The 22,455-nt window shown below is 67.1% G+C and carries 20 protein-coding genes and 1 tRNA gene; 17 read left to right on the top strand and 4 right to left on the bottom strand.

Annotation, left to right across the window (positions count from 1 at the left end; all coding sequences use genetic code 11):
• Positions 1-83: 83 nt before the first annotated feature.
• From TVH25_RS03795 to TVH25_RS03775, 5 genes are all read left to right on the top strand, one after another.
• Positions 84-725, top strand: coding sequence for a ScbR family autoregulator-binding transcription factor (locus tag TVH25_RS03795; RefSeq protein WP_422423393.1), 642 nt, complete (start codon positions 84-86; stop codon positions 723-725).
• Between the two features lie 84 nt (positions 726-809).
• Entirely contained in the window at positions 810-1,139 is a 330-nt protein-coding gene (locus TVH25_RS03790; protein ID WP_422423392.1) for a helix-turn-helix domain-containing protein, read from the top strand.
• 20 nt (positions 1,140-1,159) lie between these two features.
• The gene (locus TVH25_RS03785; protein WP_169621516.1) at positions 1,160-1,741 is read left to right on the top strand and encodes a PIN domain-containing protein; all 582 of its coding nucleotides are present in this window, start codon (positions 1,160-1,162) and stop codon (positions 1,739-1,741) included.
• 102 nt (positions 1,742-1,843) lie between these two features.
• Positions 1,844-5,497, top strand: a complete 3,654-nt coding sequence (gene mfd / locus TVH25_RS03780) for a transcription-repair coupling factor (RefSeq protein ID WP_169621517.1) — start codon at positions 1,844-1,846, stop codon at positions 5,495-5,497.
• 8 nt (positions 5,498-5,505) lie between these two features.
• Complete coding sequence (locus TVH25_RS03775; protein WP_169621703.1) at positions 5,506-6,150, top strand: MazG family protein; 645 nt, start codon at positions 5,506-5,508, stop codon at positions 6,148-6,150.
• Positions 6,151-6,169: 19 nt separating this feature from the next.
• Here TVH25_RS03775 and TVH25_RS03770 read toward each other — a convergent pair whose 3' ends face one another.
• Positions 6,170-7,276 (bottom strand): transferase, encoded by a 1,107-nt coding sequence (locus TVH25_RS03770; RefSeq protein WP_422423391.1) that lies wholly within the window; start codon positions 7,274-7,276, stop codon positions 6,170-6,172.
• Between the two features lie 315 nt (positions 7,277-7,591).
• Here TVH25_RS03770 and TVH25_RS03765 point away from each other — a divergent pair, with 315 nt between their 5' ends.
• From TVH25_RS03765 to TVH25_RS03725, 9 genes are all read left to right on the top strand, one after another.
• Positions 7,592-8,056, top strand: a complete 465-nt coding sequence (locus TVH25_RS03765; protein ID WP_422423390.1) for a GyrI-like domain-containing protein — start codon at positions 7,592-7,594, stop codon at positions 8,054-8,056.
• Positions 8,053-8,478 carry a hypothetical protein gene (locus tag TVH25_RS03760; RefSeq protein WP_169621519.1) on the top strand — a complete coding sequence of 142 codons (426 nt, stop codon included), beginning with the start codon at positions 8,053-8,055 and terminating at the stop codon, positions 8,476-8,478. The genes TVH25_RS03765 and TVH25_RS03760 overlap by 4 nt, the downstream gene beginning before the upstream one ends.
• A 125-nt stretch (positions 8,479-8,603) precedes the next feature.
• The gene (locus TVH25_RS03755) at positions 8,604-10,370 is read left to right on the top strand and encodes a putative bifunctional diguanylate cyclase/phosphodiesterase (protein WP_422423407.1); all 1,767 of its coding nucleotides are present in this window, start codon (positions 8,604-8,606) and stop codon (positions 10,368-10,370) included.
• Between the two features lie 477 nt (positions 10,371-10,847).
• On the top strand, positions 10,848-11,609 hold the full coding sequence (locus tag TVH25_RS03750) for a lytic murein transglycosylase (protein WP_169652518.1): 762 nt from the start codon (positions 10,848-10,850) through the stop codon (positions 11,607-11,609).
• A 139-nt stretch (positions 11,610-11,748) separates the two neighbouring features.
• Positions 11,749-13,035, top strand: a complete 1,287-nt coding sequence (gene eno / locus TVH25_RS03745) for a phosphopyruvate hydratase (RefSeq protein ID WP_169621521.1) — start codon at positions 11,749-11,751, stop codon at positions 13,033-13,035.
• A gap of 325 nt (positions 13,036-13,360) precedes the next feature.
• Positions 13,361-13,756: an FtsB family cell division protein gene (locus TVH25_RS03740; RefSeq protein WP_422423389.1), complete on the top strand. Its 396-nt coding sequence runs from the start codon at positions 13,361-13,363 to the stop codon at positions 13,754-13,756.
• Positions 13,753-14,280, top strand: coding sequence for a DUF501 domain-containing protein (locus tag TVH25_RS03735; protein WP_169621523.1), 528 nt, complete (start codon positions 13,753-13,755; stop codon positions 14,278-14,280). The genes TVH25_RS03740 and TVH25_RS03735 overlap by 4 nt, the downstream gene beginning before the upstream one ends.
• Before the next feature lie 2 nt (positions 14,281-14,282).
• Positions 14,283-15,230: an exopolyphosphatase gene (locus TVH25_RS03730; RefSeq protein WP_422423406.1), complete on the top strand. Its 948-nt coding sequence runs from the start codon at positions 14,283-14,285 to the stop codon at positions 15,228-15,230.
• Between the two features lie 12 nt (positions 15,231-15,242).
• Positions 15,243-15,316: transfer RNA gene (locus TVH25_RS03725), tRNA-Leu, on the top strand.
• A gap of 53 nt (positions 15,317-15,369) precedes the next feature.
• On the opposite strand, the gene TVH25_RS03720 is transcribed toward TVH25_RS03725, so the two are convergent.
• Complete coding sequence (locus TVH25_RS03720; RefSeq protein ID WP_422423388.1) at positions 15,370-15,936, bottom strand: hypothetical protein; 567 nt, start codon at positions 15,934-15,936, stop codon at positions 15,370-15,372.
• Between the two features lie 384 nt (positions 15,937-16,320).
• Between TVH25_RS03720 and TVH25_RS03715 the strand changes: the two genes are divergently transcribed.
• On the top strand, positions 16,321-17,979 hold the full coding sequence (locus TVH25_RS03715) for a sensor histidine kinase (protein ID WP_296551022.1): 1,659 nt from the start codon (positions 16,321-16,323) through the stop codon (positions 17,977-17,979).
• Between the two features lie 162 nt (positions 17,980-18,141).
• Here the strand turns inward: TVH25_RS03715 and TVH25_RS03710 are convergent, their stop codons facing one another.
• Positions 18,142-18,888: a GAF and ANTAR domain-containing protein gene (locus TVH25_RS03710; protein WP_296551023.1), complete on the bottom strand. Its 747-nt coding sequence runs from the start codon at positions 18,886-18,888 to the stop codon at positions 18,142-18,144.
• A gap of 1,150 nt (positions 18,889-20,038) precedes the next feature.
• Here TVH25_RS03710 and TVH25_RS03705 point away from each other — a divergent pair.
• A complete protein-coding gene (locus TVH25_RS03705) occupies positions 20,039-21,760 on the top strand; it encodes a hypothetical protein (RefSeq protein ID WP_422423387.1) in 1,722 nt (573 codons plus the stop codon).
• A 4-nt stretch (positions 21,761-21,764) separates the two neighbouring features.
• Here the strand turns inward: TVH25_RS03705 and TVH25_RS03700 are convergent, their stop codons facing one another.
• Entirely contained in the window at positions 21,765-21,905 is a 141-nt protein-coding gene (locus TVH25_RS03700; RefSeq protein ID WP_169652516.1) for a hypothetical protein, read from the bottom strand.
• 281 nt (positions 21,906-22,186) lie between these two features.
• On the opposite strand from TVH25_RS03700, the gene TVH25_RS03695 reads away from it, so the two are divergent.
• Complete coding sequence (locus TVH25_RS03695) at positions 22,187-22,378, top strand: hypothetical protein (RefSeq protein ID WP_169621526.1); 192 nt, start codon at positions 22,187-22,189, stop codon at positions 22,376-22,378.
• Positions 22,379-22,455: the final 77 nt, after the last annotated feature.

The following is a 22,455-nucleotide window of genomic DNA, read 5'->3' as shown; positions in this document are numbered from 1 at the left end:
GGGAACAGGATAATCGGTGTTACGGTGGTCTTCACAGGAGTGCACGACCGACGCCCAGTGGCGAACGAAGAATCGGGGTCTCTGTGGGACGGCAGGTACGCGCTGAAGTGACGCGCGAGGCGGTACTACGAGGAGCCGCCGAGGTATTCGTGCGGGAAGGCTACGCCAACGCGAGCCTGAACGAGATCATCGAAGAGGCGGGTGTCACCAAAGGCGCCCTGTACTTCCACTTCGGTTCCAAGGAAGAACTCGCACGCGGCGTGATCGACGCCGGGTACGCCCGGATGGCCGCGGAAACTGCCGGGAAGACCGACCGGCGCGCGCCGGCGCTGGAAGCAGCCATCGAACTGTCGGTGCTGAACGTCGACCTCGCCGAAACCGATCCGGTGGTCCGCGCGATGTTCCGCCTGCTCGTCGAAATCGGCGACTACCGCGGTGCGGAAGAACGCCCCTTCGACGTCTGGCTCGAAGAGTTGAAGGAACTCACCAGGCGCGCAGGCGACGAAGGCGACCTGGCCGAGCACGTCGACACCGACGCGTTCGCGTTGCTGCTGATGGAAGCCGGTATCGGTGCGCGCACCGTGGGAGCGGCGATGAGCGGCACCAAGCATCTGACCGAGCGGATCGAGGCGATGTGGAGCCTGCTGCTGCCGTCGGTGGTTCCGCCGAGCAAACTCGAGTACTTCCGCCAGTTCGCGGCCCGCAGACTGCGGTTGCAGTCCTGAACGCGATGGCCGCAGTGCGTCCACGGCTCCGGCCGGCCCGGATGGTCGTTGCATTCCCTCCGTCGTGCTGACAGCATCGCCGCCGTGACGTTCGGACCGTTCGATGCGCGCCAGGCGCCGGGAGAACTGGCACGTCTGCTCGACGAGCTCGGCCCGGACACTGCCGTCATGATCGGGCTGGTGCCCGCATTACTGACCATCGCGCAGGTCGCCGACGTCCTCGGATGCTCGCGGCGCTACGCCGCCCGTTTGGTGGACACCGGCGCGCTACCCGCGGAATTCCACGGCCTGCATCGCCGGGTGCCCCGGACCGAGGTCCTCGCGCTCGGCGAACGCCACACCAGGATCCGCACCGAGGTGCTCGACAACCTCGCCGATCTCACCCGCCGCGAAGGCATGTACGAGAAGTTCTGACGCCCGACGAAGGGAGAGCGGTGCCGATCCGAGTCGTCCTCGACGCGACGGTCCTGGCGAACGCGCGGGTCCGGGATGTCGCACTCGCTTTCGCGGAAGACGGTTTGTACCAGCCGTATTGGAGCGACGGCATCATCGCGGAGGCCGATCACCGGCTGCCGGAACACCTCGCCCGACCTACCCGCGACTATCTGTTCGCCGAACTCGACCGCGCGTTCCCGGACGCGCGGGTGACCTGGCCCACCCCGGTCCTGCGTGAAGTGCCGTACGTGATCGACCCGAGAGAAACGCACGTCACCTCCGTGGCGCTGCTCTGTCATGCGGACGCCGTGGTCACTGCCGACGCTGTGACCGCGCGGGCACTCGAACGATCCGGCGTCGAAGCGTGGACCCGCGACGCGTTCGTCACATTCGCGCTCGACGCCGACCCCGCGCGGGCACAGCGGTCGCTGCTGCGGATGGTGCGCCGGCGGTGGCTCGAGCCGGGAACCGAGGCGAATCCGAGCGACGCGGATCTGCTGGTGCGGCTCGCAGTGTGGGCACGTTCGGCGCTGGGCGACAACAGTGCCGATCTGCTCCGCGGCTACGCGGCAGCGACGTGAGCGTGCCGAGGGTGATCCCTGTTGCCCGCTCGGTCCTGACGCAGATCCCGCGCGAGGCATAGACTCGATAAGGTTCTCGTCTCAAACTCAGGAGCGCTTTCCTTGTCTGCTGTGCCCCCGGTCGCCACCCCCTTGTCCGGATTGGCGCGGATCGCGCTGTCGGACTCCCAGTTCCAGAGGATCGGTGAACTGGTCGGCACTGCCGAGCAGTCGCTGGTCGCGCCGTCCGCGGTTCGCCCCTTCGTTGCCGCAGCCCTCGCGGAGAAGACCCCGGTACTCGTGGTCACCGCGACCGGCCGCGAGGCCGACGACCTGACGGCCGAACTCGCTCAGATGGTCGGGGACAGCGTCGCGCAGTTCCCGTCCTGGGAGACCCTGCCGCACGAGCGTCTGTCGCCGAGCGCCGACACGGTGGGCCGGCGACTCGAGGTGCTGCGTCGGCTCGCGCGCCCGGACGATCGGGATCTCGGCCCGGAGCTGCGGATCGTCGTCGCCACCGTGCGTTCCCTGGTGCAGCCCATGGCGCCCGGACTCGGAGAAATCGAGCCCATCACGCTGCGTCTCGGTTCCGAGCACGACTTCGACGAGCTCGTCGCGCGGCTCGCCGAACTCGCGTACACACGCGTCGACATGGTGGGCAAGCGCGGAGAATTCGCGGTGCGCGGTGGCATCCTCGATGTGTTCCCGCCCACAGCGGACCATCCCGTGCGCATCGAATTCTGGGGCGACGAGGTCACGGAACTGCGGCCGTTCTCGGTTGCCGACCAGCGTTCCATCCCCGAACTGGAGATCACGACCCTCATCGCACCGCCGTGCCGGGAGCTTCTGCTCACCGACGCGGTCAAGGAGCGCGCCGCGAAACTCGCCGCGGAAAACCCGGCCGACGCCGCGCTCGCCGAGATGTTCGAGAAGATGGCCGGCGGAATCCCGGTCGAGGGCATGGAAGCGCTGCTGCCCGTGCTGCAGCCGGGAGAACTCCAGCTGCTCACCGACGTCGTCCCGCGCGGCACCCACGTCCTGCTGTGCGATCCGGAGAAGGTGCGCACCCGCGCAACCGACCTGGTGCGCACCGGCCAGGAATTCCTCGAGGCGTCGTGGACCGCTGCGTCGATCGGCGGGGCCGCGCCGCTGGACACGTCGAACATCAACGGGGTCGACGGGAACACACTCGACCTCGCGGCGTCGGCATACAGGTCCCTGCGACAGGTGCGCGAAGCTGCGCAGGCCCAGGGCACACCGTGGTGGTCGCTGAGCCAGCTCGAGTCGGGTGCGGATACCGAGACCGTCCTCGCGGTGCAGTCGGCACCCGAGATCCGCGGTTCCGAGGAACTGCTGTCGATGCTGTTCGCGAACCTGCGCGCCCACGTCACCACCGGCGGACGTGCCGCGATCGTGGTGGCCGGCACCGGCACGGGTCAACGCGTGCTCGAGCGGCTGAAGGAGAACGAGGTCCCCGCGGCCGAACTCGAACCCGGCGCGGAACCGGTGCGGGGACAGGTCGGCGTCCTCCGCGGTGCGCTGCACGAGGGTCTCGTCCTCACCGGCAACGGCGACAACGTGGTGCCGGGACTGGTCCTCGTGACCGAGGCCGACCTCACCGGCAACCGGGTGGTGACGGAGGCGCGTAAGACGCCGGTCAAGCGCCGCAACCAGGTCGATCCTCTGGCGCTGACCGCGGGCGACTACGTGGTCCACGACCAGCACGGCATCGGCCGGTTCGTCGAGATGGTCGAACGCACCATCGGCGGAGCCCGTCGCGAGTACCTGGTGATCGAGTACGCGCCGAGCAAGCGTGGCCAGCCGGGCGACCGCCTTTTCGTGCCGATGGAATCGCTCGATCAGCTCTCGCGCTATGTGGGCGGGGAACTCCCGTCGATCAGCAAGCTCGGTGGCTCGGACTGGGCGAACACGAAACGTAAGGCGCGCAAGGCTGTCCGTGAGATCGCGGGTGAGCTGGTGCGGTTGTACGCGGCGCGGCAGGCCTCGCCCGGGCACGCCTTCGGCCCGGACACTCCCTGGCAGAAGGAGATGGAGGACGCGTTCCCCTTCACCGAGACCCAGGATCAGCTCACGGTGATCTCCGAGGTCAAAAGCGACATGGAGAAGCCCGTACCGATGGACCGGGTGGTCATCGGCGATGTGGGGTACGGCAAGACCGAAATCGCGGTCCGGGCTGCGTTCAAGGCCGTCCAGGACGGCAAGCAGGTCGCGGTGCTCGTGCCGACGACCCTGCTTGCCCAGCAGCATCTGCAGACCTTCACCGAGCGGATGGCGGCGTTCCCGGTCGTGGTGAAGGGACTGAGCCGCTTCACCGACGCCGCCGAATCCCGCGAGACCCTCGCGGGCATGGAGGACGGCACCGTCGACATCGTCGTCGGCACACATCGCTTGCTGCAGACGGGTATCCGCTGGAAGGACCTCGGCCTCGTCGTGGTCGACGAGGAACAGCGGTTCGGCGTCGAGCACAAGGAGCACATCAAGGCGCTGCGCACCCACGTCGACGTCCTGACCATGTCCGCCACGCCGATTCCGCGCACGCTCGAGATGAGCATGGCCGGCATCCGCGAGATGTCGACGATCCTCACTCCGCCGGAGGAACGGCACCCGATTCTGACCTACGTGGGCGGCTACAACGACAAGCAGGTGGCCGCTGCGATCCGGCGCGAACTGCTGCGCGACGGCCAGGTGTTCTACGTCCACAACCGCGTCAGCTCGATCGACAAGGCCGCCAAGAAGATCCGCGATCTCGTCCCCGAGGCGCGCGTGGCGGTCGCGCACGGGCAGATGAACGAGGACACTCTGGAAAAGACCGTGCAGGGCTTCTGGGAACGTGACTTCGACGTACTCGTGTGCACGACGATCGTCGAGACGGGCCTGGACATCCCGAACGCCAACACACTCATCGTCGAGCGAGCGGATTCGCTCGGGCTGTCGCAGCTGCACCAGTTGCGCGGTCGTGTCGGGCGGTCGCGCGAACGTGGGTACGCGTATTTCCTCTATCCGCAGGAGAAGCCGCTCACGGAGACTGCGTACGACCGGCTCGCGACGATCTCCCAGAACTCCGATCTCGGTGCGGGCATGGCCGTGGCGATGAAGGACCTCGAAATCCGCGGCGCGGGCAATGTGCTCGGCGCCGAACAATCGGGCCATGTCGCGGGGGTCGGATTCGATCTCTACGTGCGGCTGGTGGGTGAGGCTGTCGAGGCATTCCGCGCTGCTGCCGACGGCCGCCCGATCTCGACGGACGAAGCGCCCAAGGAGGTACGCATCGACCTGCCCGTCGACGCGCACATCCCGTCCGATTACGTCACCTCCGACCGGCTCCGTCTCGAGGCATACCGGAAACTCGCTGCCGCGAACGACGACAACGCCATCGACACGGTCATCGACGAACTCGTCGATCGGTACGGCCCGATGCCGGAGGAGGTCCGGAGGCTCGTGTCGGTCGCGAAGCTGCGCCTGCTGTGCCGGGAGTACGGCCTCGACGAGGTCACCGTGGTCGGCTCGCAACTCAAGATCGGTTCGCTCGAATTGCCGGACTCGAAGCAGATGCGGCTCAAGCGGCTGTACCCGTCCGCGCAGTACCGGCCGACGAGCGGCACCGTGCAGTTGCCGATCCCGCGCACGGGCGGTATCGGTTCGGATCGTGTCCGCGACGTCGAACTGCTCCAGTTCATCGCGGACTTCCTCCTCGCGATGGACGGAAAGCCCCAGGGCTCGGTGGACATCAGCGCCCCGGTATCGGTGGGCGTGTGAGTACGGAGATGACCGGGCCGGGTGACATGCTGCGCGAAGCAGCGGAGGTGATGGACCGGCTGTGGGCGTTCGGGGGATGGGAGGTCACCCAGACCCACGAGTCGCTGCGCCGGTATCTCGTCGAAGAAACCTACGAGGTGCTCGACGCGATCGAGTCCGGTGACCCGGATTCCCTACGGGAGGAACTCGGCGACCTGCTGCTGCAGGTGCTCTTCCATTCACGGATCGCCGAGGAGTCCGGAGCTTTCACAGTCGACGACGTCGCCGCGACGCTCGTCGCCAAGCTCGCGGCGCGCAGCCCTCACTTGTCCAACGGCCATACCGGGCCGCTGGATGTCGCGGAGCAGGAAGCCGCGTGGGAGGTCGCGAAGAGAGCTGAGAAGGCCCGCGAGTCGTGCCTCGACGGGATCGCCATGGCACAGCCGAGCCTGGCGCTGGTCGACAAGGTGCTCGAACGCGCGCGACGCGCCGGATTCCCCGACGAGCTGATACCCGACGAGCTGAGAACGGTCCGGATCGACGATTCGGGTGACACCGAGGCGGCGTTGCGAGGCGTCGTGCTGCGGTTCGCCGATGCGATCCGGACGGCTGAGCGGTCGGCGGGAGCCGGGCCGCACGACGCCGAAACATGGAAGCGTCACTGGAGAGGTTGACCGGCGTCCCGGCGAGTTCTCAACGGTCCCGGCGTAACTCGTCCGTCCCGCGGGGCGGCAACGTCCACCGGTCGCCGAGTTCCGGGTAGCGCGAGCGCAATTCGGCCAGCTCCCGCGGCGCCGTCACCAGTATGTGGTCGGGTGCCGCAGACACCATCAGATTGGGCGCCACGATGGGTACGTCGGTGCCGGGCATCCGGCGGCCGTGGTGGCCCGGTGTGCCGTCGGCGACGGCGGAGACGAGGGTCCTGCTCACGTGGGCGCGCGCGAACAAAGTGACGGTCGAAGCCGTTGCTCCATAGGCTGTTACGGTTCGATGCCGGAGGGCCATCTGCCGGAGCCAGCTGTGGAGTGCGGCAGCGTCACGGTCGGCGGCGGCTTGGAGCACTCGAACCGTACGAACGGTGGTGATGCCCTCCTCGCGTTCGGCGGCGAGTCGCCGGCGGACGAACGGTTCCGGGTACAGGGTGCCCTCGCAGACCGCTGCCGCGAGTATCACGTCCGCGGTGGGTCCGATCGGCCACGCGTTCCAGAGAAGCAGTCCTGCATCCTCGAGGGCGCGACGCAGTGTCGTCACCGTGTAGTACACGAAACGTCCGTACTGCAGGGCATCCCAGCGCCGTTGGGCGATGACCGCGGACAGCGAACGGAATTCCAGGAGAAGTGTGCCGTCGGGAGTCAGCGCAGCCGCCCGCTCCCGGAGTGCGCGGCGCTGATCGAGTTCTCGCTCGAGGGCGAAGGAGTCCACCACGACCGACGCGGACTCACCGTGTCGGGGAGATCGAAAACCGAAGGGCTGCAAGCGTGGAAGCCATCGCTCGCCTTTCGGTGATCCGAATTCGGAGATGGTCCCCCCGGAGAGCAGGCCCGCCTTGCGGATGATCCGGACAGCGTGGTCGACGTTGCGGTATTCGGGTCCGACCTCAGTGCGGTGTGTGTCCGGACCGGCGTCACAGCCCAGTTGGGCAAGCCCGCACGCGCGGCAGAGCAGCATCGCCAGGCGGCTGCGCACTTCGTCGGAGCGAACGGGAGTCTCCCGAACGGGGAATCGGCCGGGCAGTGGCACGCGGCCGAGGCCGAGGGCGGGATCGAGATCCGGATGACCGCATGCGCGGCACCCCGTCACCGCGCGAGTCCGGCCCAGCGGGGGTCGGCGCCCGACGGCACCGGGGCATGCCTGCTCCGGGCGGGCGCCGGGGGTTCTTCCATGGGACTTCGTCCTCCTCGTTTTGCGTCAGCGCCGACCTGCATAACGTATGTGGCGATGAATTAATGACCGGAAGATTGAAAACCTAGCTAAAACATACCATAGGTTTGTTTATGGCTATCGTTTGAAAGGTGTGGGTGTTGCCTTTAGTCTCGAAGCAATTCCCATTACGCGTGCGGGTCGGGCAAGCGCGGAGTGGGTGCCTACGTAAGTGGCTTGGAGGGGGATTGCCCGATGGCGTTCTGCATTGTCGAGCGTGAAGAAACTTTGGTAGCAGGCTTGCCGGTGCGGAGTCCGCGCCGCGCGTTGGGAAAACTGAGAGACCCACACCTCGAGCGCGCCTGGTCCGCAGTGTTGAAGCAGGACGCCGGCGGGCCCCTGGCGTCGACCTATACCGATCACGCGGAAGACATCGGTTCGTACTACACCCAAACGGTGGGGTACTGCTGCCGGACACTCGAGGAGGTCCGGCCCGGGCATGTCGTGTCCAGGCTCCCGTCCGGTCTGTATGCGAAGTTCTCCGCGGTGGGGAGTCACTTTCCCGACGTGTTCAGTGAACTGTGGCGGCAGATCTGGAGGGCTGAGGGGCGCGGCGACATCGTGCGAGCGTTCACAGGCGATTTCGAGTGCTACCCACACTCCTATCGCATCGAGCTGTACATATCGATCGAGGATTCCACATCGGTTGCGCAGCAATGACCTTCACCATCGTCAAGGTGCCCGGATACGCGGTCGGTGGTCTGGTGGTGCCCGGGATCGAGCCGGGGTCCGGTCGTCCCGGCGACGATCTGCTGGCCTTCACCCTGGAGCGGCTCCGCGAACGAGGTCTACGCGACGTCACCGTCGTCTACGTCTCCCACCCGGAGGTCGGATGGACGGTGGTGGCCGGATATCGCTGCGACGACATCGGCAGTCTTGCGGTGGGTGACTCGCTGATCCGCGTGACCGACAAGTACGCCGCACGCTTCACGCCGGACGGGTCGAGCACGGATCCGTGGGAAGACGTGTGGACCCAGGTGGATATCGCCGAAAAGGAGGGCGACATCGCACGGGCATTCCGCGAGGAGGTCGCATATCTTCCCGCGGCCGGCGAAATGGAACTGTATATCTCCCTGGAATGAAGGGCCTTCGCCCGCTTGTCGATACGGCACTGTGAGCTCATGCGTGAGTGCGATCGAAGGGAGAAGGCGTGGTCCGCTCGTCCTCGACTCTCGAAAGCCTGGTCACCCGGGTGGCGGCACTTCTCATGCCGGCCGACGTGGCCACGCACCGCGAAGTGTTCGACCGGGTTCTCGAGCTCCTCGCCGACCACTTCGAGGTCGACGCCTGCTACCTCAGGTACAACGATCACGACCTCGCGGCCACCGTGCTCGTCGCCGAATGGCCCCCGCAAGCGCACAGCCCCGGTCCGGACTCTTCCGCGGTCCTGCATTTCCGCGATGCGGGTCCGATCATGGCCGACTCCGAAAACTCGAAGGATCCCCGGGTGTTGGCGGCGCCGGGACAATCGATTGCCGCGGTGCCACTGCTCTGGGGAGACATCACCACCGGAACCCTTGGTCTGGTGGGGGAGCGGGACCGCGCCTGGACCGAAGACGAGATGGAGTCGCTTCGCCTCATCGCGGCCTTGTTCGCGCAGGTGCAAGCACGTGTTCGGGCCGAGGGAGAACTACGCTACGCCGCATATCACGACTCGTTGACGGGTCTGGCCAGTCGACGGGCGTTGCTCGAATACCTCGACGAACGGCTGCGACCCGGGAACCCGGGACCGGTGGCGGTGCTGTTTCTGGACCTCGACCGCCTCAAAGCGCTCAACGATTTCCTCGGGCATCGTGCCGCCGACACATACCTGTGCAGGATCGGAGAGCGGCTGATGCAGGTCAACCGCCCGGTCGACGTGGTGGCCCGGCTCGGTGGCGACGAGTTCGTCGTCGTCCTGGCAGGTCCGGCCACACCGGCCGACGCGTGGGAGCGAGCAGCGCAGATCCAGCGGGTGGTGGGTGAATCGGTTTCTCTCGACGGCCAATTGGTGGGACGAGGAGTCAGTCTCGGCATCGCGCTCGGTGAGCCGGGGGAGATCTCCTCGGTGGCGCTGCTCGGTCGCGCCGACCAGGCGATGATGGCGGTGAAGGTGCAGGGCGGCAACAGCGTCGGCTTCTTCACGGAGGACATGAACCACGAAGGCGAGCGACGGACCCGCATCGAACTCGATCTGCGGGCCTCGATCGACGACGACCATTTGATCCTCGAGTATCAACCGGAGGTGGATCTGCGGTCGGGAGCGATCCTCGGGGTGGAGGCACTTGTGCGCTGGAACCATCCGGTTCTCGGCACGCTTGCGCCCGCCGAATTCATCGATGTCGCCGAATCGACCAATCTTGCAGCAGAACTGGGCAGGTGGGTGATGGATACGGCGTGTGCCCAGCTCGCGTCGTGGAAGAAGAAGATCCCCGGTCTCCATCTGGTGATGGGCATCAACGTCTCACCGGTCCAGCTGGTGACCGTGGGGTTCGACGAGTCGGTCGCGTCGATGCTGCGGCGTCACGGACTGAGGGGTGCCGAGGTCTGTCTCGAAATCACCGAGAATGTCGTGGTCGGCGACCTGCGGCGAACCAGGGCGACCCTCTCGCGGCTCGAACGGCTGGGAGTCCGGATCGCGATCGACGACTTCGGCACCGGATACAGCTCGCTCGGTCACCTCAAGTCGCTGCCGGTGGACACGCTCAAGATCGACAAGGGCTTCGTCCAGAATCTTCATCGCAGCGAAGGTGACCGGGTCATCGTCAATTCCATCGCCGGGCTCGCGACGTCGTTCGGTCTGGACCTCGTGGCCGAAGGTATCGAGGCGGAGGGGGCGGTGCCCTATCTCCTGGAGCTGGGATGCAGACGGGGACAAGGCTTTCTGCTCAGCGCTCCGAAGCCGTCCGAGGTGGTGGAGGGCATGGTGAGGGTCGGGTACATCGACCTGCCCTGGGCGACGGGGCGGGGGAGCGGTGGGTTCCGGGCCCGGTGACCTGGGAAACAAATGGTTTGTTGTTGCGCGTTGTTCCGACGGGCACCGACGGGGCCGAGGCGACTACGGCCGAAGTGGCCCACCGAAGGAAAGCGCGTCACAGGAAGCCGGCACGGGACCGGATCGAGACGAGCAGACCCGTTCGGGAACGGGTGCTGTATCGGCAGACCCGCGGAGCGCGGTTCACGATGTACACGTTCCGGAGCATGGTGCCGGGCGCGGAACAGCGACTGCACGATGTTCTCGAACTCGATGCGGGAGCCGGCGTGCTGTTCAAGGCGCACGACGATCCGCGCATCACGCAGTGACCTCTCCCGGGAGGAGTCCGTCCGCGCCGACCTCCGGTACGTGGAGATCCGGAGTTTCACCATGGATGTCGATCCTCCGTCGTACCGTCGGCGCAGTCCTGCGCAGGGACGGCGCCTGCTGACGGCGCCGATCGCGCGCCGTCCGATCCGACGTGTGGAGGATGGAGGTGTGTACCAAGCCCCGCGCCGACGTCGTTCCCCCTGGCCGTTCGCTCTCTTCGGCATCTTCGGGGTGGTCGTCCTCCTTGCCGTGGGTGTCAGCCTCACCGTGCCGCAGGAGCCCCGGATCGCCGTCCCGGACGGAGTGCCGCCCGCGCGTGGTACGGAAGTTCCGCCCATCGACTTCGCAGGTCCCGGGCGCACCGCGGGACTGCTGAGAGAGTGGGCGCAACCGCAGGCCGACGCGCTCGACATCCCGGTGGTGGCGCTCGAAGCGTACGGACACGCCGCAGCGGTGCTGGCCGCGACGCGGCCCGAGTGCGGCCTGGCCTGGACGACCCTCGCCGGGATCGGCAGCGTCGAGAGCCGGCACGGGCGGCACGGCGGCGCGTCCCTCGCCCCCGACGGCACCGCGACACCCGAGATCCGCGGTGTGCCGCTCGACGGAAGCCCCGGCCTCGCCGAAATCCGCGACACCGACGGCGGCAGGCTCGACGGCGACCCACTGCTGGACCGGGCCATGGGCCCGATGCAGTTCATCCCCGAGACATGGGAGCGGTGGGGTGTGGACGCCAACGGGGACGGCGTGGCGGACCCGGACAACATCGACGACGCCGCTCTCAGCGCGGGACGCTACCTGTGCGAGCGCGGCGGCGATCTCGACAGTGCGGAAGGGTGGACGCGGGCTCTGATGGCCTACAACCTTTCGGGGGAGTACATGACGCTCGTACGCGACCGCGCGGCTGCGTACGGTGTGGGCGTACGTCCGTAGCAGACCGTCGAGCACGGTCCAGGCGGGTCGCGGCCGCGTCCCAGACGCGCGCCTGTGCCTCACACCCTGGTCGCGCCGGTTAGGCTGTCCCCAGCGTGCAGACACCGCAGCGTGAAGTCCATCGAAGGAGAATCAGCCAGTGGCCATCATTGAGCAGGTAGGAGCCCGCGAAATCCTCGACTCCCGGGGCAACCCGACGGTCGAGGTCGAGGTGCTGCTCGAGGACGGAAGTTTCGCCCGCGCTGCGGTACCCTCCGGGGCCTCCACAGGTGAGCACGAAGCCGTCGAACTGCGTGACGGTGGCGACCGTTACGGAGGCAAGGGTGTCGAGAAGGCCGTCGAATCGGTCCTCGAAGAGATCGCTCCGGCGATCATCGGACTCGACGCAACCGAACAGCGCACCGTCGACCAGGCGCTTCTCGATGCCGACGGCACGCCCGACAAGGGTCGTCTCGGCGCCAACGCACTTCTCGGAGCGTCGCTCGCCGTTGCCAAGGCCGGTGCCGAATCTGCGGGCCTCGAGCTGTTCCGTTACCTCGGCGGCCCGAACGCGCACATCCTGCCCGTGCCGATGATGAACATCCTCAACGGTGGCGCACACGCCGACACCGGAGTCGACGTCCAGGAGTTCATGGTCGCTCCGATCGGCGCGCCCACGTTCAAGGAATCGCTGCGCTGGGGTGCGGAGGTGTACCACTCGCTCAAGTCCGTGCTCAAGAGCAGGGGGCTGGCCACCGGGCTCGGCGACGAGGGCGGTTTCGCGCCGGACGTCGCAGGCACCAAGGAAGCGCTCGACCTGATCAGCGAGGCCGTCGCGAAGACCGGTCTCAAGCTCGGCACCGATGTCGCTCTGGCACTGGACGTCGCCGCCACCGAGTTCTACACCGAGGGCACCGGCTACGCGTTCGAGGGCAAGAACCGCACCGCCGACGAGATGGCTGATTTCTACGCCGAACTGCTCGCCGCGTACCCGCTCGTCTCCGTCGAGGATCCGCTCAGCGAGGACGACTGGGACGGCTGGGTCGCGCTCACCGACAAGCTCGGCGGCAAGCTGCAGCTCGTCGGCGACGACCTCTTCGTCACCAACCCCGAGCGGCTCGAAGAAGGCATCGTCAAGGGTGCCGCCAACGCGCTGCTCGTGAAGGTGAACCAGATCGGCACTCTCACCGAGACTCTCGATGCCGTGGATCTCGCGCACCGCAACGGGTACAAGACGATGATGAGCCACCGTTCCGGCGAGACCGAGGACACCACCATCGCCGACCTCGCAGTTGCGGTCGGCAGCGGCCAGATCAAGACCGGTGCACCGGCACGGTCCGAGCGCGTGGCGAAGTACAACCAGCTGCTGCGCATCGAGGAGTCCCTCGGGGACGCTGCCCGTTACGCGGGCGAAGTCGCCTTCCCGCGGTTCAACCTCGAGGGCTGAAATCCGGTATGAACCAGCGCGGTAGATCCCGGCCCGGCGCCCGTCGAGCCCGCACCGAAGGTGCGGCAAGTGCGCGGCGGCCCAGCCGGGCACGCCCCACGGGATCTACCGCTCCGGTCGACAGCGGTACCGAGAGCGCCGGAGCCCGTCCGGCCGGACGCGAGGACCCCGTCCATTCGTCGCCCGGCCGCGGGCGTTCCGGCGCCTCCGGTCGCGCCCGGCCCCCCCCGGGCGGTGCGGCCCCCCCCACGCCGCGCGCCGGGACCACCGGGAACGCACCTTTCTCGGTCTGTCCACGGGGCGCGCGGCCATCCTCGCGCTGGTCGTGTGTGCGCTCGCATTGACGCTCGCGGTGCCGTTGCGCACGTACGTGAGCCAGCGCTCCGAAGCCGAGCAGCTCGCTCGCGAACGGGAGCAGCTCGAGACGGAGATCGCCGCGCTCGAAGAGATGAAGGCGCACATCGAAGACCCGGCGTGGATCCGGGCGCAGGCACGTGAGCGGTTGCGCTTCGTGATGCCCGGCGACATTCCGTACATGGTGCAGTTGCCCGGCGACGTGCCGCCCGAACTCGAAGAAGAAGAACCGGAGTCGCCGACCACCGGAGCCTGGTACAGCGACCTGTGGCGTTCGGTGGCCGAACCGCCTCCCGAACCCGAAACCGAACCACTGCCGCAGCCGATGCCTGTGGCACCCCCAGAACCAGGAGATATCCCCGGGTGACCGATTCAGTGACGCAGGAAGACCTCGACGCCGTCGCAGCACAGCTCGGGCGCGAACCCCGCGGCGTCCTGGCCATCGCCTACCGTTGCCCCGACGGCGTGCCCGGCGTGGTCAAAACCGCGCCGAAGCTGCCGGACGGCACACCGTTCCCGACGCTGTACTACCTGACCGATCCCCGCCTCACCGCGGAAGCGAGCCGGCAGGAGTCCGCAGGTGTGATGCGGGAAATGACCGAACGGCTCGGCACCGATCCCGAACTCGCGTCCTCGTACCGGCGTGCCCACGAGTCGTACCTCGCCGAACGTAACGCCATCGAGTCGCTGGGTACCGATTTCACCGGCGGAGGCATGCCCGATCGGGTCAAGTGCCTGCACGTTCTGATCGCACATTCGCTCGCGAAGGGCCCGGGTCTCAACCGGCTCGGCGACGAATCCGTCGCCCTCGCCGCAGACGCCGGATTGCGCGGCACCGCTGTTCCTGCCGACTGGCCCACCTACGCCGAACTCCGTGGGGAAGCGCAGTGAGCGTGTCTCGCGTAGCGGGCATCGACTGCGGGACCAACTCCATTCGCCTGCTCGTCGCGGACATCGCCGACGACGGCACCCTCACCGATGTCACCCGGCTGATGCGCGTCGTCCGGTTGGGGCAGGGCGTCGATGCGACGGGCCGTCTCGCTCCCGAGGCGATCGAGCGAACCCGCGTGGCGCTCACCGAGTACGCCGGCATCATTCGCGACACCGGTGCGACCGGGGTGCGGATGGTCGCGACATCGGCGACACGCGACGCGCAGAATCGGGAAGACTTCTTCTCCATGACCCGCGAGGTGCTCGGAGCCGTGATTCCCGGCGCCGAAGCCGAAGTCATCACCGGTGACGAAGAGGCGCGTTTGTCCTTCGCCGGTGCCGTCGGTGAACTCGATGCCGCCAGGGGACCTTTCGTCGTCGTCGATCTGGGTGGCGGCTCCACCGAGGTGGTGCTGGGCGACGAGAACGGTGTTCACGCAGCGTATTCCACCGACATCGGGTGCGTGCGCCTCACGGAGAGGTGTCTGCACGACGATCCGCCCACCGCCGAGCAGGTCTCGGAGGCGCGGGAGGTCGCCGCGGAAAAGATCGCAGAGGCGCTCGCGCACGTTCCGGTCGAGCGCGCCCGTACCTGGGTCGGAGTCGCGGGCACCATGACCACTCTTGCCGCGCTCGGCAACGACCTCGACACCTACGATCCCGACCGGGTGCATCTGTCGACCGTCGGGTTCGACCGCCTCCGGCAGGTGTGCGACGGCCTGCTCGCCGCGACCCGCGAGAAACGTGCTGCTCTCGGGCCGATGCACCCCGGCCGGGTGGACGTCATCGGCGGCGGCGCAATCGTCACCACCGTCCTCGCCGACGAACTCCGACGCCGCGCCGGCATCACCGAACTCGTTGTGAGCGAGCACGACATCCTGGACGGGATCGCCCAGTCCGTCACGCGCTAGGGTGTTCCGGACGCCCCTATAGCCCAATTGGCAGAGGCAGCGGACTTAAAATCCGCCAAGTGTGGGTTCGAGTCCCACTGGGGGCACTTCCGACGACGTCAGCAGGATCGACGCAGTTGCCCTCGCCACGCAGCCGCGTTCAGGGCCGGCCTTCTCCCGTGTGTCGCGCGCCGCGTTGATGGGCGCCGTGCGACGTCGTGTCGGTAGATGATGTCGTTCCGCTGGGTGTCGTTCCGCCGGGTGTCGTTCCGCTGGTGGGTGTCCTGGTGGTAGGTGCGGTGCCGGTAGCGGGTGCGGTGTCGGTGGCAGGTGTGGTGCGGGCGGTATTCGCATCCGAGACGAGCGTGCTGTTCTGTTCCGCGATGCGGTCCCGGTCCTTTTGTGCTTTCGCTGCTTCTTTGCGGGCGTCCTTCGCCTCGCGGCGGGCAGTTCTGGTACGCCGGGACGATCGCCGCGCCCCGGACATGAGCAGAGCCAGCCCGAGCAGGCCGACAGCGCCCACGACGATGCCGTAGAGGAACAGTGTCCCGGTGGAGCCGGTGACCTCGTAGCCGAAGACGGAGAACCCGTCGGTGATCGTGTGTTCCTCGCCGCCGTTGGTCAATACGCCGACAACCCCGACGACAACGGCGGCGAGCAGGAGAACGAGTCCGAGGAGAATGAGCATGGTGGCCTCCAGGCCTACGGTGTGGTGCTCGGTGAACATGCAGGTACCCGCTCTTCAACGATGCCACGTGGTCGTGCTCGCGTCCTCGGTTCGATGATGATGGCGGCAATTCGGGCACGGTGACGCTCCGCTCGTCGCGATCCCGTTGTGGCTCGTCCGCTCATGCCCGGACGCCCGCCGGGTCGGTCCCGAGCCGCCCGGGACCCGAGCGTGTCCGGCTGCAATTCGTTCGGACGGGCAGGAAAAGACCATCGATGCCGTGCGATTACCCGTGTCCGATTCCTCCCAGTACGCTACGGCGGTGTTCTCGATGTCGGTACCCCTGCCGCGTGCAGGGTCGTCCCGTCTCGCTCGGATCGGAAACGCACGCGGACATCGGACCGGTGTGCGGCGCGAAGTGGAAAGAACAGGACCTAAGCGAGCATGAGAGATCCTTCGTTACCCGAACCCAAGAGCGAACAGATCCGTTCCCGGATGACTGTCCAGGGCTGGTTCCAGGTTGCGTTCGCAGCCCTGGCGGTGTTCCTTCTGGTGGGCACGGTTATCGGTACCTACTTCATCGACCGGACCGCCCGGATCACCGACCAGTTGGTCGTGGACATCCAGCCGGCACAGGTCGAGGCGTACCGGTTCCAGTCTGCTCTGCTCAACCAGGAGACCGGGGCGCGTGGTTATGCCCTCACCGGAGACCCGGGCTTTCTCGAGCCGTACCTCACCGGGCTCGAGGCCGAGCAGAACTCCGTGGAGCGGCTGCGCACCCTGATGGCCGGCCACGACGATGCGCTCGCCAACCTCGACACCATCACCTCGAATGCGGCGGCATGGCGTGCCGAGTACGCAGAGCCGCTCGTGGATGCACCGCCGAGCGGAACCGAGCGAACCGATATCGCGGAGATCGAACGCGGACGTGCCGCCTTCGACGTGCTGCGCTCCCAATTCGAGGACCAGAACACGATCCTCGTCCAGGCTCAGGCGGACGGTTACGAGGGGCTCGTGCAAGCCCGCACCGTACGCAACTCTGTCCTCGTGGCGATGGTGGTCGGTTTCCTGTTCACCGGCGCACTCATGGTCGTGCTCGTGCACAACCTGGTCGCCACGCCACTTCTCCGGCTCCGGGCGGCGACGCGGCGGGTTGCCGGTGACGGGAACTTCGATCAGCACATCTACCCGCAGGGCCCGAAGGACATCCGGGACCTTGCGACGGACGTGGAGGCGATGCGCGGGCACATCGCCCAGGCATTGACCGATGCACGCCGGCAGCAGGACAAGCTTGCTCGTCAGACCGCCGATCTCGATGCCCAGGCCGACGAGCTTCGACGCTCCAACACCGAACTGGAGCAGTTCGCCTACGTTGCGTCGCACGACCTGCAGGAACCGCTGCGCAAGGTTGCCTCCTTCTGCCAGTTGCTCGAGAAGCGCTACGGAGACAAACTCGACGACCGGGGTGCCCAGTACATCGCCTTCGCGGTCGACGGGGCGAAACGTATGCAGGTCCTCATCAACGACCTGCTGGCGTTCTCCCGCGTGGGCCGGGTCAACGACGCGCGTCTGCGCGTGGACCTGGACAAGACCTTGGACAAGGCGCAGTCCAATCTCGCGATCATGATCGACGAGGCGCAGGCGCGCATCGAGCGGCCCGAGAAGATGCCCGAGCTGACCGGTGACCCCACCCTGCTGACGATGCTCTGGCAGAACCTGCTGGCCAATGCGATCAAGTTCCGGCATCCCGACCGGACTCCCGTCGTCCGGATCACGTGCGAGAGGGTGGACGCGGAGGACGACGCGGCCGGCTGGGAGTTCTCCGTCAGCGACAACGGCATCGGTATCCCCGCCGAATTCGCGGAAAAAGTCTTCGTCATCTTCCAGCGCTTGCATGCCCGGGACGTCTACACCGGGACCGGTATCGGTCTGGCCGTATGCAGAAAGATCGTCGACTACCACGGGGGCAACATCTGGATCGACACCACGTGGACGGAGGGAGCCCGCGTGTGCTTCACACTCGTCGGCGCGAAAACCCAGACCGAGCTGGGACCATCGGGAGCCGTTCACCCCGCGGACCTGCCCGGCGCGGCGCGCTCCTAGCGCGGTTCCGGCGCCGCCGGGGGACATGGCGGTGCTGTCGATCCGACGGGTTTCCGTGCAGTGAGGGCGGGGTACCGGAGAGAGAGGTTTGACATCTGCCCGGGCGGGTGGCGGACCCAGGCGGCGTGAGTTCAGAGCAGTAGCTCACGCCGCCGTCGGGGCTCAGCGGTCCTTGCCGACGGAATGATTCTCGACGACGGTGCGGGCCAGATCGGCAACCTTGAGATTGACTTGCTGCGACGTGCGCCGCAGAAGGTCGAACGCCTCGTCGGCTGTGAGGTCCTGGGCCGCCATCACGAGGCCGACTGCTTTGCCGATCTCCCGGTTGCTCACCAAACCGCTACGCAGCGAGTCGATGTCTTCGCCGCGCCCGATTGCGGTGGCAGTGACCGAGGCGAACGCCGCCAGCATGCTGGCATGGTCGGCCGCGGCCGCGGAAGTGAACGCGCCGGCAGTATCCGAGAACAGATTCAGTGCTCCGACCTTGCGTTCGTCGATCAGCAACCGGAAACCCATTGCTCCGCGCACGGGCGTGGACTCGACCACCGCCCGGGCGAGTGCGGGCCACGACGAGCCGTTCCGCAGATCTGCCTCGATCTGCGGAACCTCTTCCTCGATCGCGTCCAGGCAGGGTCCCTCACCGAGGTGCCGCTCGTGGGAATCGATGGCCGCAGCGACATCGTCGCTGGCGGCGACGAGGACGAACTCTCCGTTGCGGCGCAGCATCACGCTCGCGTGGTCACAGCCGGGCACGAGCAGGGTTGCGGCCACGCAGATCGCCGAGTACACCTCGGAAGCGTCGGCGCCGCCGTACAGGATCTCGGCCAGGGCAGTGAACACAGTTGCGGGATCGGCGTTGTTCGACGCCGGGGTGACGGTCGAGGATCCGTTCCCGTCGTGGTCCGTCATGCGGTGACCACCGGGCGACCGGAATCTCGGTGCATGCACTCGGAAGCACTCGAGATCTCTACCGGCTCAGACGAACACGGGTGTCGGCCGACAGTGCTCGGCGGGCACCACCGGTGACGCGACGCACAGCGATCCGAAGCCCCGATTCCCCCTGGACCGCGGGGAGGGGAGACCGGCCGAGCATTCGACGCGGGAACAACTCTCATTGAAGGGTTTCTCCTGAAACAGACCCGATCCCGCCGGTTCGAAAACTCGCACTCGACACCGCGGACACGATTGACGATCAAGGGCTTCTCTTTAACCCCGGGGAATCGTACCCGAGCGGAAATGGCGCCGATCTTTCCGTGCCGGGCCCTCGAGGGGGCTTTCGCCTGCCGCGACGCCGAATCCGATTGCGTTGTGCCGGATGATCTTCATCGCCGCAGGAGGGAATAGGTGGAGGGCACTCTGGGCATAGATAAGAGGGAAAGACGTCGGCCGTCCATGGATGGCACGACCGTCGCCTCGATCGACGAGGCGGCGTATGGGTGAAAGGACTTCACATGTGGGCTCTGCTCAGTAAGCCGGTCCGTCGATGGGTGCTGCTCTCGCTGGCAGTTCCGCTGGTCGCCGGGGGTTTGTCTCTCGTTGCCGGTGTTCTGCAGCGCCGAAAAGGGCACCCGACGAAGACGTCGAAATCGTTGTTGGCGGTGTCGAACTTCCTCCGCAGGCGGCGCAACCGCGGGTCGAGTGATCACGGCCGTTCGAACACGGGCAAGTGACGCCGGAATCTCATATCCCCAGCCGGCCGCCTCCGTCACCCTGCGGGGAAATCTGGGCCGGCAATACGTATTCGAGCCGAAGGTCGTCAGGATTGAGGACGAACGGCCTTACCGATAGGGACCTTCGGCGAAGGTGAACGGGTAACACGACGCGCGCTCCGGGATCGTTCGACCCCGGCCGGGGTCCGGATCGGCCGACGAGCCACCCGGCCGGGGGCCGGGACCGTCCCGGAGCGCCGCGCCTGACCGAACCTGCGGATCGCTGCCGCCGAATGCGGTATTCCACGTCACCGTCGCACCCACCGTGGTGGAATCGACAGATTCCGGACGGCGGGGTTGCCATACGCCACCCGGTGCGGTTCGATCCGAGGGACTCGGTGGGGGGACACATGAAGATCGTGGATGCGGTCGCGCGGGCGTCGATGTCGGTGCTGCTCGCGGCGACTGCCGGTGCCGGCATGGTGGTCCTCCCAGGGGTGGCCCACGCGCAGGCCGGAGACCGGACCGAGGTTCCGTACCTGTCCACAGCGCCGCTCGCCGAGAAGGTTGCGGGGTCGGTCGTGTCCATCGCCGTGCCGTTACCGCCGGAGGTGGGGCCGCACCCACCGGAGTGCGACCGACTGTCGTATCTGCGGTGGCGGTCGGTCGACGGCCCCGTCGAGTCCGGGGATGCCGATCGCATCTTCGTCGCACAGCCCGGAATCTTCGAGGGCGCAGGGGCATTCGAGAGTGTGGCTCGCAATACGGTGGTGGCGGCCTCAGAGCGCGGCCTGCACGTCGAGTTCTGGGCCCTCGACCGGCGCTCCAACTGTCTCGAGGACCACGTCGGGATGCGCGCCGCGCTCGAGACGGGCGATCTGGATACGGCCACCGACTACTACTTCCGCGACGCCGAGATCGACGGCGCACGCTTCGAAGGACATGCGACAGGGTCGGATGTCGCGTGGCTCGCACATGTGGGTCTCGAGCAGACCCTGCGCGACCAGTACGACCTTCTGCGACACGAGTTTCCGGACCAGAAGGTCCGCAAGGAGAAGGTGCTCTGCGGTGGGCACTCGATGGGCGGTTTCATCACCGGCTACTTCGCGGAATGGGATTTCGACGCCGACCCTGCCACCACCGACGACGCCGGCTACAACCAGTGCTCGGGCTATTTCGCGCTCGATACCGTTATTCGTGCGGGCGCGCCGTTCCCGAGTTCCGGGCAGCAACCCGACGTACCCGAAGCATTGGCCGCACCGCTCGAGATCTTCCTCGGAGCGGCCTCCACGGCGAGTCCGGTCCTGCAACTTCCCGCGGTCATCAACCCCGAAACCACGAATACCCTTGCGCTGGCAGGGCTTGCGGCACGGTTGGACCCCGACGGGGTCAACGACATCGTGTCGCGGATGCCCGACAACGCGAACGTGAACTGGACGCTGCGTACGTTGCTGGCGAAGGATCCGGAGATGTTCGCGACGGGTGTACCCGATGTGCGGACGCTCAACGCCACCAATGAAGCGGTGCTCGGCGCCCTCCTGGACGACAACTCACAGCCGCTGGGGTTCTTGCAGGCGAGTGTCGGGTTCATGACCGGAGGGCCGGTGCAGGACAAGGTGTTCCCGGTGCCGTCCACTCCGGAGATACTCGAATCGGGATCCTTCGGGGACGCCCCGAAGGCGTCGCCGGCGGTATACGGCGACCCCGAGCTGATCTACCGGTGGCTCGATTACGACGAGGTGGGTACCGAAGCGTCGTTGCCGGAGGAAAGCCGGTACACCTCTCGGGCCGGTGAGGTGACATCGATAAACGAGTTGGCGCGCAACCTGTCCGAGCCGCCGTTGGATTTCACCGAGTGGTACTTCCCGATGCGCTTACCGTCGGATCTCGCGCAGAGTACGGCCCCGTCGTTTGCGGCGCATCATCTGTACCGCGACGGGGTGACGAGGAACCCGGTCCTCACGTTGCGCGGGAGCGGTGGAATCACGCTCCCGGCGTCGAACCATCCGAACGCTGTGGCGATCACCCTTCCCGGGTACAACCACATCGACGTTCTCACCGCGGCAGCCGATCAGAACGACGGGCACGGCGAACCGGTGTCGCGCGCTCTCGTGGAGTGCGCGACACCGTAGGCCGTCAGGGGCGACCGGAGAAGATCGAGCTGTAGTCGTAGGGGCCGACCTGCGCGGCAGGCGCGACAGGCTCGGCCTGCTCCGGCTCGTTCGGGTTGACCGGCTGCAGGAACAAGGGATTGTTGGCTTCGGTGTAGCTACTCATGGTGGTCCTTTCGGGTTCGGCGCGGACAACTCCGGCCGAAGGGGAGCGACGAGGTGCAAACAGCGAGGTCGCGCGGTGTATGCGCGGGTACTCGGGTGCAGATCGAAGAAGATCATCGAGGCCCGTCCGAAGAAGATAGCTCGGAGGCTGCGAGCCGTGCGATTTCTCCACCCTACACCCCTGGGTCGCGGTCCCGCTGTGCGACACGGCGGGAGCGGGGCGGCGCGAGCGGGGAGGAAAAGGAGGTTTAGGGCCGGGGCTCCGCCGGGAAGTACTCGGGCATGGCTAATTACAGAGTGATCGATCCCAAGGGCGACATCGTCGAGACCAAGGAAATCGCCAGTGCCGATGACGCGCACGCGTGGTTCGTCGACAAGCGTGCCGACAACAGCGAACTCGGCTGGCGGATGGAGGCCCAGAACGACGAAGACGGAACCTGGCACTTCTTCGACGACACCGAGGGCGCGTCCTGAGGTTGTCCCACGCGAAACGGGCCGGCCGGGCGGGGCGGGGCCCCGCGCCCCCCCCCGCCCCGGCCCCCCCCGCGCGC

The sequence above is a fragment of the Rhodococcus sp. 7Tela_A2 genome (genome assembly GCF_049311045.1).
Lineage (GTDB): Bacteria > Actinomycetota > Actinomycetes > Mycobacteriales > Mycobacteriaceae > Rhodococcus.
Note: the sequence above shows the minus strand (reverse complement) of the source record. Positions and strands in the feature narration are given on the sequence as shown.

What these genes read in the sequence shown, in the direction of transcription:
- TVH25_RS03775 (WP_169621703.1), top strand. Translation starts at nt 5,506, where the DNA reads ATGACCGGGCCGGGTGACATGCTGCGCGAAGCAGCGGAGGTGATGGAC.
- TVH25_RS03765 (WP_422423390.1), top strand. Translation starts at nt 7,592, where the DNA reads ATGGCGTTCTGCATTGTCGAGCGTGAAGAAACTTTGGTAGCAGGCTTG.
- TVH25_RS03760 (WP_169621519.1), top strand. Translation starts at nt 8,053, where the DNA reads ATGACCTTCACCATCGTCAAGGTGCCCGGATACGCGGTCGGTGGTCTG.
- TVH25_RS03755 (WP_422423407.1), top strand. Translation starts at nt 8,604, where the DNA reads ATGCCGGCCGACGTGGCCACGCACCGCGAAGTGTTCGACCGGGTTCTC.
- TVH25_RS03720 (WP_422423388.1), bottom strand. Translation starts at nt 15,936, where the DNA reads ATGTTCACCGAGCACCACACCGTAGGCCTGGAGGCCACCATGCTCATT.
- TVH25_RS03715 (WP_296551022.1), top strand. Translation starts at nt 16,321, where the DNA reads ATGAGAGATCCTTCGTTACCCGAACCCAAGAGCGAACAGATCCGTTCC.
- TVH25_RS03710 (WP_296551023.1), bottom strand. Translation starts at nt 18,888, where the DNA reads ATGACGGACCACGACGGGAACGGATCCTCGACCGTCACCCCGGCGTCG.
- TVH25_RS03705 (WP_422423387.1), top strand. Translation starts at nt 20,039, where the DNA reads ATGAAGATCGTGGATGCGGTCGCGCGGGCGTCGATGTCGGTGCTGCTC.
- TVH25_RS03700 (WP_169652516.1), bottom strand. Translation starts at nt 21,905, where the DNA reads ATGAGTAGCTACACCGAAGCCAACAATCCCTTGTTCCTGCAGCCGGTC.
- TVH25_RS03695 (WP_169621526.1), top strand. Translation starts at nt 22,187, where the DNA reads ATGGCTAATTACAGAGTGATCGATCCCAAGGGCGACATCGTCGAGACC.